The sequence below is a fragment of the uncultured Phenylobacterium sp. genome, assembly GCF_902826855.1.
Taxonomy (GTDB): Bacteria; Pseudomonadota; Alphaproteobacteria; order Caulobacterales; family Caulobacteraceae; genus Phenylobacterium.
Window position 1 is genome coordinate 1 of the sequence record NZ_CADEGK010000211.1, and the last position, 6,094, is coordinate 6,094.

7 protein-coding genes are annotated in these 6,094 nt (G+C 68.7%); 5 read left to right on the forward strand and 2 right to left on the reverse strand.

The genetic code is table 11. The features are described from left to right. Positions 1–116 precede the first annotated feature (116 nt). The gene (locus QZV94_RS20995) at positions 117–989 is read left to right on the forward strand and encodes a 4-(cytidine 5'-diphospho)-2-C-methyl-D-erythritol kinase (RefSeq protein ID WP_293681500.1); all 873 of its coding nucleotides are present in this window, start codon (positions 117–119) and stop codon (positions 987–989) included. A 64-nt stretch (positions 990–1,053) separates the two neighbouring features. Here QZV94_RS20995 and QZV94_RS21000 read toward each other — a convergent pair whose 3' ends face one another. Both QZV94_RS21000 and QZV94_RS21005 read right to left on the reverse strand, forming a co-directional pair. Then, positions 1,054–2,631, reverse strand: coding sequence for an ammonium transporter (locus QZV94_RS21000; RefSeq protein ID WP_293681502.1), 1,578 nt, complete (start codon positions 2,629–2,631; stop codon positions 1,054–1,056). A 24-nt stretch (positions 2,632–2,655) separates the two neighbouring features. Continuing rightward, positions 2,656–2,994, reverse strand: coding sequence for a P-II family nitrogen regulator (locus tag QZV94_RS21005; protein ID WP_293456860.1), 339 nt, complete (start codon positions 2,992–2,994; stop codon positions 2,656–2,658). Between the two features lie 385 nt (positions 2,995–3,379). On the opposite strand from QZV94_RS21005, the gene QZV94_RS21010 reads away from it, so the two are divergent. The 4 genes from QZV94_RS21010 to QZV94_RS21025 form a co-directional block, all read left to right on the forward strand. Further along, positions 3,380–4,009 (forward strand): fasciclin domain-containing protein, encoded by a 630-nt coding sequence (locus QZV94_RS21010; RefSeq protein ID WP_293681504.1) that lies wholly within the window; start codon positions 3,380–3,382, stop codon positions 4,007–4,009. A 131-nt stretch (positions 4,010–4,140) separates the two neighbouring features. Beyond that, the gene (locus tag QZV94_RS21015; protein ID WP_293681506.1) at positions 4,141–4,464 is read left to right on the forward strand and encodes a hypothetical protein; all 324 of its coding nucleotides are present in this window, start codon (positions 4,141–4,143) and stop codon (positions 4,462–4,464) included. Between the two features lie 95 nt (positions 4,465–4,559). After that, the gene (locus QZV94_RS21020) at positions 4,560–5,444 is read left to right on the forward strand and encodes a glycine--tRNA ligase subunit alpha (protein WP_293681508.1); all 885 of its coding nucleotides are present in this window, start codon (positions 4,560–4,562) and stop codon (positions 5,442–5,444) included. A gap of 2 nt (positions 5,445–5,446) precedes the next feature. Beyond that, on the forward strand, positions 5,447–6,094 hold a 648-nt coding region (locus QZV94_RS21025; protein WP_293681510.1), incomplete at its 3' end, for a glycine--tRNA ligase subunit beta.

The window sequence follows — 6,094 nt, forward strand, 5'->3', positions numbered from 1 at the left end:
CGCCGCGACGACAATCGTCCAGCCAACAAGTCGTGAATGAACGCGATCAGTGGCGGACGCGGAGAAGAAGCTGGCGTCGGGGGTTGGGCCCGCGCCGAAACTGGCCGAGCAATAGGATGGCTGAGGCCTTCGCACCAGCGAAGGTGAACCTGTTCCTGCACGTGGGCGGGCCGGGGGCCGACGGCTACCACCCGCTGTGCAGCCTGATCGCCTTCGCCGACGTCGGCGATACCGTGGCCGTGAAGGTGGGCGAGGGGAGCGTGAGCGTCACCGGCCCCTTCGCCCGGGCCGTGGGCCGCGAGTCCGATAACCTGATCATCAAGGCCGTCCGCGCCTTCGTGGCGGAGCTGGGCCGGCCGATGGAGGAACTGGCGTTCAGCCTGGACAAGCGGCTGCCGGTGGCTGCGGGCCTGGGTGGCGGGTCGTCCGACGCCGGCGCGGCGTTGCGGCTGATCCGCGACGTCTTCGCCCCCGGATTCGACGATGCGCGCCTGGAGGCCTGCGCCGCGGCGGTCGGGGCGGACGGGCCGGCGTGCCTGTGGGGCCGGCCGGTGCTGGCGCAGGGGCGCGGCGAGCGTCTCAGTTCCGCCCCCGGCCTGCCGGAGCTGTACGCGGTGCTGGTCAACCCGGGCGTGGCGGTCCCGACCCCCGAGGTCTATCGCCGGCTCGACGCCGCGGGCCGGTTCGGCGACGTGACGCCACCACCGATGCCGGAGGCCTTCGAGAGCGCCCAGGAGGTGGCTGCCTGGCTGGCGACCCAGCGCAACGACCTGGAGGCCCCGGCGGTGGAGGTCGCTCCGGAGATCGGCGCCGTACTGGCCACCCTCGCCGATGAGCCCGAGACCTTGCTGGCCCGCGTCTCCGGCTCCGGCGGCACGTGCTTCGCCCTCTGCGCCGACGACATCGCCGCCGAAGGCCTGGCCGAGCGCGTGGAATCCATGGCCCCGGCCTGGTGGGTGAAGCGCTGCCGCCTCGGCGGGCCCTGGTAGGCGCAAACGAAAACGGGGGCCCCGAAGGACCCCCGTCTCGCGTCTCGAGCTCCAGCCCGAGGGCTTAGGAGTGGTAGGCGCGTTCGCCGTGCTCGACGATGTCCAGGCCTTCCTCTTCGGCTTCCGGCGAGGACCGCAGGCCGATCGTGTACTTGATGATCAGGAAGACGATGCTGGAGGCTACGCCCGACCAGACCACCGCCACCGCCACCGCCTTGAGCTGGGTGATGAACTGACCGGCCATGGTGTAGCTGGCCAGCACGTCGCAGGTGGAGATGTCGCCGTCCGCCGCGCAGGTCGCGTAGTCGACGATCTCGGCGCCGCCGAGGCCCTTGGACACCAGGATGCCGGTGGCGAGCGCGCCGACGATACCGCCGATCGCGTGGATGCCGAAGGCGTCGAGGCTATCGTCGTACTTCAGCGCGTTCTTCACGACCGAGCAGAAGAAGACGCAGATCGGCGAGACCAGGAGGCCCAGCACCAGTGCGCCCATCGGGCCGGCAAAACCGGCGGCGGGCGTCACCGCCACGAGGCCGGCGACCAGGCCAGAGGCCATGCCGAGCAGTGAGGCCTTCTTACGCGTCACCCACTCCGTCATCGCCCAGGAGAAGCCCGCCGCGGCGGTGGCGATGAAGGTGTTGATCAGGGCAAGGGCCGCGTAGCCGTTGGCTTCCAGGTTGGAGCCGGCGTTGAAGCCGAACCACCCGAACCACAGCAGGCCTGCGCCCACCAGGGTCAGCGTCAGGGAGTGCGGCTGCATCGGCTCGGAACGGTAGCCCTTGCGTGGGCCGAGGATCAGGGCGCCCGCCAGAGCGGCCACGCCGGCGTTGATGTGCACCACGGTGCCGCCCGCGAAGTCGAGCGCGCCCCAGCCCCAGAGGAGCCCGGACTTCACCGCCGCGGTCGGAGCGGTCGCGATGCCGTCCGGGCCGGGCCACCACCAGACCATGTGGGCCATCGGGTAGTACGAGAGCAGCGGCCAGAGCACGGCGAAGACGACGCAGGCGCCGAACTTGAGCCGCTCGGCGACCCCACCCAGCACCAGGCAGGCGGTGATCGCCGCGAAGGTCATCTGGAAGGCGATGAAGGCCAGTTCCGGAATGTAGGTCCCGGTCGAGAACGTCGCCGCGACGGAGGCGGGCGTGACGTCCTTGAGGAACAGCCTCGAAGTCCCGCCGAAGAAGGCGTCATGGCTGCCACCGTCGGTGAAGGCGAAGCTGTAGCCGTAGATAACCCAGGCGATCATGCCGATAACGCAGACTGTCGCGGTCTGCATCAGCATCGACAACATGTTCTTCTGGCGCACCAGGCCGCCGTAGAAGAGGGCCAGGCCGGGGATGATCATCAGCAGCACGAGGACCGCTGAGATCATCATCCAAGTGGTGTCGCCCTTGTTGACGGTCTGCTCGGGCGCCTTGATCTCGGCGGGGGCTGCCGCCGGAGCCGGAGCGACTGCCGGAGCGGCCTCCGCCGGCGCCGCCATTGCGGCCTCCGGGGCCGCCGCTTCGGGCGTGGCGAGCGGAGCCGCGGAGGGCGCGGCGGCCTCCTGGGCCAGGGCGAAGGCAGGGGTTACAAGCGGCGCCCCCGCCACGACGGCGGCGAGCATCAGCCCGGCCATCCGCTGTTTTCTAAACAATTTCATTATCTTATCCCCTTATCCCGATCGCTAGAGCGCCGCTGCGCCGGTCTCGCCCGTCCGGATGCGCACCGCTTCCGAGACGTCGAGGACGAAGATCTTGCCGTCACCGATCTTGCCGGTGGCGGCCGCGGCCTTGATGGCCTCAACCGCCTTGCCTGCCGCGGCGTCGTCGACCACCGCCTCCAGCTTCACCTTGGGCAGGAAGTTGATCTGGTATTCCGCCCCCCGATAGATCTCGGTCTGGCCTTTCTGCCGGCCATATCCCTTGACCTCCGAGACCGTCAGACCCTCCACGCCGGCGGCGACGAGCGCTTCGCGCACGTCGTCCAGCTTGAACGGTTTGACGATCGCCATGATGAGTTTCATCCGCTCGCTCTCCGCGTCCGGCCCTGAGGGCGGGCCCAACCCCTCTTGAATTGACAAGACTGCCGCCCAAAGACTCCCCGTGGCGGCGGTCGGGGCGACGCTATGTCGGAGGGCGGGGCGCAGCGGCGCGTTGGGTTGACGCTTTGGGCAAGAAGCAGGCGCCCGCCCATTTCTTAGGCGCCGGATGGACGAGGCGCCTGCGGAAGCGGCAAGCCAGGCCCGCGGGAAGCGGCAGGCGTTCCTTGACGCGCTCTCAGGTCGTCGTAAATCCGGCGCTTTCCCCGCCTAGTCTCACGACCCCGTGATGCCGGGCAACCTGCCAGCGTCTTCCCGCGTAGTCCCCGGCGCCCTTCAAGAGCGTCGCTGAAAGCCACAAGGACCCTGAATGTCGCCGACCCGCCTTCTCCTCGCCGCCACCGCCGTGACCGCCCTGGCGGCGGCGCCCTACTTCGCCCTGGCTCAGACACCTGCGCCGGCAGCCGCACCCGCGGCGGCCCCCACTGCGCCGCCAGCGACCGCGACGCCCGGGGCCACGATGGCCAAGCCTGTGGTCGCCAACGGTGACACCTTGCAGACGCTGAAGCTGGACCCGCAGTTCAGCACCTTCGTGAAGGCGGTCGACGCAACCAATCTCGGCGCCGTGCTGAAGACGCCCGGTCTCACCGTCTTCGCGCCCATCGACGCGGCCTTCGCCGCCATGCCCCAGGCGGACCTCACCAAGCTGATGGCCGACAAGGCGGCGCTCCAGAAGTTCGTCATGCACCATCTGGTCAACGCCCCGGTCCCGTCGTCGAAGATCAAGGGAACCAAGGGGCAATGGCCGGCCGGGAGCGGCGACACCAAGATCCTTCTGGACGGCAGCGATGAGACTGCGCTCAAGGCCGATGGCGCGACGATCGTCCAGGCGGACGTCAAGACGGGCAGCGGGACGCTGCACGTGGTCGACAAGGTGCTGATCGCGGGCCAGGGCGATCCGTCCATGCCGCAGGCCGCGGCCGCACCGGCAGCCGACTGACGCCGGGCAACGGGCACGACTGCGGCCGCCAAAACCACAGCTTCCAGGGAACCTTACCCGGCCTGGGCCGTAGAGCGTCGGCACATCGAGGAAGGGCGACTTGTTTTCGCGCAACCTCAGGAGGTCTGACGATGAAGCTGATCCATCTAACCATCGCTACGGCCGCCGCCGCCCTCCTGGGTGGCGCGGCCTTTGCGCAAGAATCCACCACCCCGGCGCCCGCGGAGTCGACGACTGCTTCCGAGCCGGCGGCGGAGGAACCGACCGTCTTGTCCACGACGACAACTGAGCCGGCGCCGGCGGCCACCACGACGAGCACGGACGCCTCCACGGGCTCCACGTTCACCAACATGACGGTCACCAACGGCCCGGTGCCGGACACGGCCGAGAACCGCGCCAAGTATGGCCTGCCCATGTCGCACGCCGGGAAGCGCACGGCCGCCAAGGGCAACTAGCCCTCTCGGCAAACGACTGTTTCGACAGTTGAAGCGAAGGTCGGCGGGCCCTATGGTCCGCCGACTTTTTTGCGCCTGCGAACAAACACCTCCCGATGACCGAACAACCGCTGTCATTTCAGGGCCTTATCCTGAAACTCCATGACTATTGGAGCCGGCAGGGCTGTGCGATTCTGCAACCGTACGACGTGGAGGTCGGGGCCGGCACGCTGTCGCCGATGACGGTGCTGCGCACGCTAGGGCCCAAACCCTGGAAGGTCGCGTACGTCCAGCCGTCGCGCCGCCCCGCCGATGGCCGCTATGGCGAGAACCCCAACCGCCTCCACCAGCACCACCAGTACCAGGTGATCCTGAAGCCGAACCCGGAGAACCTGCAGGAGCTCTATCTCGGTTGTCTGGAGGCGATCGGGATCGACCCGAAGCTGCACGACATCCGCTTCGTTGAGGACGACTGGGAGAACCCAACGGTGGGGGCCTGGGGCCTCGGCTGGGAGGTCTGGTGCGACGGGATGGAGATCACCCAGTACACCTACTTCCAGCAGGTGGGCGGCCTTGATGTCTTCCCGGTGGCCGGAGAGCTGACCATCGGCCTGGAGCGGCTAAGCCTCTACCTGCAGGACAAAGAGAGCGTCTACGACCTGCGCTTCAACGACGAGTTCAGCTACGGCGACATCTACCTGCCGAACGAGCAGCAGTTCTCCGCCTTCGAACTGGAGGTCGCCGACGTCGAGACTGCCAAGCGCCAGTTCGAGGACATGGAGCGTGAGGTCCCGCGCATCCTGGCCGCCACCGGCCGGCAGGGCCAGCCGCTGGCGCTGCCAGCCTATGACCACGTGCTGAAGGCCAGCCACCTGTTCAATATCATGGACGCCCGCGGCGCGATCGCCGTCGCCGAGCGTCAGGCCTACATCGGACGCATCCGGGACCTCTGTAAGATGTGCGCCGAGGCCTGGGTGAAGAGCCAGGGCGGGAACGCCTAGTCATGCCCCAGCTCCTGCTCGAACTGCTCTCCGAAGAGATCCCCGCGCGCATGCAGGCCAATGCGGCGCGCGATCTGGAACGCATGGCGCGCGAGCGGCTGGCGGCGGAGGGGCTGCTGCCGGAGGCGCTGAAGCCGTTCTGCGGGGCGCGGCGGCTGACCCTGGTGGCCGAAGGGCTGGCGGCGGCGCAGGCGGAGCGGCACGAGGAGCTGAAGGGCCCGCGCACCAGCGCGCCCGAGCAGGCGCTCGAAGGGTTCCTGCGCAAGACGGGTCTGACCAAGGACCAGCTCACCGAGCGCGACGGGGTCTGGTTCGCGCACATCCACAAGCCTGGCCGCCCGACGCCGCAGATCATCGCCGAGATGGTCGAGGCGATCGTGCGCGACTTCCCGTGGCCGAAGTCGATGACCTCCGGCATGAGCCGCATGCGCTGGGTGCGACCGCTGCGGCGCATCCTCTGTGTGTTCGACGGCGAGATCGTGCCGTTCAACATCGACGGCATAGAGAGCGGCGACACCACGCTCGGTAACCGCTTCATGGGCTCCGGCCAGTCGTTCAAGGCGCGCGACTACGACGCCTACGCCGAGAAGCTGGCCAAGCACTACGTCGTCCTGGACCCCGAGGAGCGGAAGGCCCGCATCGTCGAGGCC